We start from the raw sequence: 3459 nt of genomic DNA, 5'->3' as shown, positions 1-3459 counted from the left end.
TCGGCAGCAATACCTCTAGGGTGCCCTCTCCCCCATCGGCCAAGGGGATCCGCTCCACCTCGGCCTCCGGCAGCACCTGTTGGATCCCGCGGGCCATGCTCTCTGCCGCCGCCGTGGCTGTTAGGGATCCCTTAAAACTATCCGGGCAAACCAAAATCCGCCGCGGTGGGCTGCTGAACTGGGATCCCTTTGCCTGGAAACCCGCATCCAGCATGGAACCTCCTCGGCGGCGCTAAAAGGTGGATTGCAAGCCTAGCCCTCCTCCTCTGCTGGCGAAGGCTGATCCGCGCTGGCAGGCTGGGAGGCACTGCCCAAAGATTGCTCCAGGGCTAGGCGCTGCTCCATGACCCGCAGGAAATAGCCGCCCATCATCGCGCCGGAGAGCATTTTGGCCAAGCTCTCGCGGTTGGTGATGATCTGAACCCCGAATTGATCGGAGGGCAAGCTCCCCACCAAGCTGCGGATGTTGTGGCCCAAGATCTCCAGCACTTCCGGAGAAGAATTGCGGGCAATATCCTGAAAGACGCTGGGATCCTGAGATTGCAGGTATTGCCAGAGCCGGTTGTCGGGGCTCGGAGTTTGCAATGCCTCAAAACCAGGGATGAAGTTCAACGGGCTCGCCATGGAGTAACCAAGCTCCACAAACACAGCAGATGCCATCCCAACTGGGCTGCTCGGCCTGATCCCACAGGCCTTTGCCGTTCCCGGAATTTGGGCTATCCCAAAGGTAACACCCCATCCTCACCCTCTCCGGTACGGGATCCCACCCTTCTGCGGCGGCAAATGCCGTACCTAAGTAACGGCCGGGGATCAAGCGCTGGCTTCTGAGGTCTCCTCCTCGGCAACCAAGGCAGCGGGTACCACTGTAACTCCCACAATGCTGTCTTCCGGATCCAGGCGCTGCACCAGCACCCCGGTCGCCTCGCGGGACTGGGTGGGAATAGCCTTGGCCAACTGGCGCATGACAATGCCCCTGGCGGTTACCAACAGGATCTCGTCTTCGGCATTGACGATGCGCAGGGCCGCCAGCTCGTCCGACGCCTGGCGGAACTTGGTGGCGATCACCCCCTTGCCGCCGCGGTTTTGCTGGCGGAAATTGTCGATGGCCGAGCGCTTGCCCCGCCCTTCTTTGGTGATCACCAGCACCCAAGGGTTAGCCAGCTTCTCCCCCTCTCGCTCGGCAGCCATCACCGATTCGGCAGAGATAATATCCATGCTGACGATGTCATCGCCGGCGTTGAGGGTAATGGCCCGCACGCCCCGGGTGGCCCGTCCCAGAGGGCGCAGTTGCTCGTCATCCGCCGGGAAGCGAATGGACATGCCTTGGCGGGTCGCCATGACCACATCATCGCTGGAGCGGGCGCGGCGCACCCAGCGCAGTTCGTCGTTTTCTTCCAGAGAGATGGCAATCAGGCCGTTGGAGCGTACATTGGCAAAGGCGCTGAGGGCCGTTTTTTTGATGTAGCCGCCGCGGGTGAGCATCACCAGATATTCGTCCTCGCTGAACTGGCTCACCGGCACCATGGAAGTAACCCGCTCTTCCCGGGTGATCGGCAGCAACTGAACGATGGCGCTGCCGCGGGCGGCGCGGCTCCCCTGGGGGATCTGGTGGGCGGGCAGGGTATAGACTACGCCCCGATTGGTGAAAAAGAGGATGGTGTCGTGGCTGCGACAGGCAAAAAACTGTTCGATGGCATCGTCTTCTTTGATGCGGGCGCCGGCTTTGCCGCGGGTGGCTCGCCCCTGCACCTGGAACTCCTCAAGGCCCATGCGCTTGATATAGCCCTGCTCGGTTAGAAAGATAACCGTCTCCCGATTTTCGATCAGATCATCCGTTCCCAGCTCCCCATCCTCCAAACAGAGGCGAGAACGGCGCGGGCTGGCAAAGCGGGCTTTGAGCTGCTGCAGCTCTTCGCTGATGATCTGCATCACCCGTTCTCGGCGGGCCAGAATATCCCGCAGGTCGGCAATTTGCCTCACCAAGTCTTCGTGCTCGGCCTGAATTTTTTCCGCTTCCAGAGCAGTCAGGCGGCGCAGTTGCATTTGCAGGATCCCGTCGGCTTGGGCTTCACTCAGGCCCAACACCGCCTGCAATTCCTCTCGGGCTGTGGCGGTATCGGCGGCTCCCCGAATGAGGGCAATCACCCGATCCAACTGCCCCAAAGCCAAGAGATAGCCCTGCAGCAGGTGATCCCGCTCTTCGGCTTTTTGCAGCTCGTAGCGGGTGCGCCGCTCGATCACCTCTTCCCGAAAATCCAGAAAAGCCTGCAGCGCGTCCCGCAGGGTCAGGGTGCGCGGCTCGCCGTTGAGGATGGCCAGCATGTTGACCCCGAAGTTGGCCTGCAGGGGGGTTTGCTTGTAGAGGTTGTTGAGCACCACCTGCGGCTGGGCATCCCGCTTTAGCTCGATCACCACCCGCATGCCGCTGCGGTCGCTCTCGTCGCGGATGTCGGCAATGCCTTCCAGCTTTTTCTCGTTGACCAGCTCGGCGATCTTCTCAATCATGGCTGCCTTGTTGGTTTGGTAGGGCAGCTCGGTGATGATGATGGCATCCCGAACCGGTCGGCCCCGCTGCTCTATGGTTTCGACGGTGGCCACCCCCCGCAGGGTGATGGAGCCGCGCCCGGTGGTGTAGGCTTCGCGGATGCCCTCTTGGCCCATGATCAGCGCCCCGGTGGGGAAGTCAGGGGCCGGGATCCACTGCATCAACTCCAGGCTGGTCAGGTTGGGGTTGTGGATGAGGGCGATCAGGCCGTCCACCAATTCGCCCAAGTTGTGAGGCGGGATGTTGGTGGCCATGCCCACGGCGATGCCGGAAGAGCCGTTTAAGAGCAATTGCGGGATCCGCGCCGGCAGCACCAGGGGTTCTTGCTGGGATCCGTCGTAGTTGCCGACAAAATCGACAGTGTTGGCGTCAATATCTTGGAGCAGGGCTTCTTGGGCAAAGGCAGTCAGCCGACACTCGGTATAGCGCATGGCTGCCGGCGGATCGTTGTCCACAGAGCCGAAGTTGCCATGCCCATCCACCAACCGCTCCCGCATGGAGAAATCTTGAGCCATGCGCACCAGCGCATCATAGACGGCCTGATCCCCATGGGGATGGTATTTCCCGATCACATCCCCCACCACGCGGGCACACTTGCGGAAGGGGCGATCCGCCGTCAGGCCCAACTCGTGCATAGCGTAGAGAATGCGGCGGTGCACCGGCTTCAGGCCATCCCGCGCATCTGGCAAAGCCCTCCCGACGATCACGCTCATGGCGTATTCCAGGTAGGACTGCGACATCTCCCGCTGCAGGTCGGTGGAGATGATGCGCGCCGTCGATTCGTTGTCGCTCATGGGGTTGGGTTATCCGTAAGGGATCCCAGTCGGCCTTGGCGCAGTGGGTTCATGGAAGTTTATCGAGAAGCCAACCTTGGCCGTGGCAGAGTAAACTACCCGACCCTGACTGCTTCGCAG

3 protein-coding genes are annotated in these 3459 nt (G+C 61.5%); all 3 read right to left on the bottom strand.

Going from position 1 to position 3459, the window contains the following annotated elements:
- On the bottom strand, positions 1–214 hold a 214-nt coding region (locus NW856_RS01410; protein WP_414398725.1), incomplete at its 3' end, for a glycerate kinase.
- 38 nt (positions 215–252) lie between these two features.
- Entirely contained in the window at positions 253–624 is a 372-nt protein-coding gene (locus NW856_RS01405; RefSeq protein ID WP_414330541.1) for a DUF760 domain-containing protein, read from the bottom strand.
- A 186-nt stretch (positions 625–810) separates the two neighbouring features.
- Positions 811–3339 (bottom strand): DNA gyrase subunit A, encoded by a 2529-nt coding sequence (gyrA, locus tag NW856_RS01400; RefSeq protein WP_414398724.1) that lies wholly within the window; start codon positions 3337–3339, stop codon positions 811–813.
- Positions 3340–3459: the final 120 nt, after the last annotated feature.

Origin of the sequence: Synechococcus sp. R3-13, from assembly GCF_047462195.1 — a bacterium.
GTDB lineage: Bacteria > Cyanobacteriota > Cyanobacteriia > Thermostichales > Thermostichaceae > Thermostichus.
Note: the sequence above shows the minus strand (reverse complement) of the source record. Positions and strands in the feature narration are given on the sequence as shown.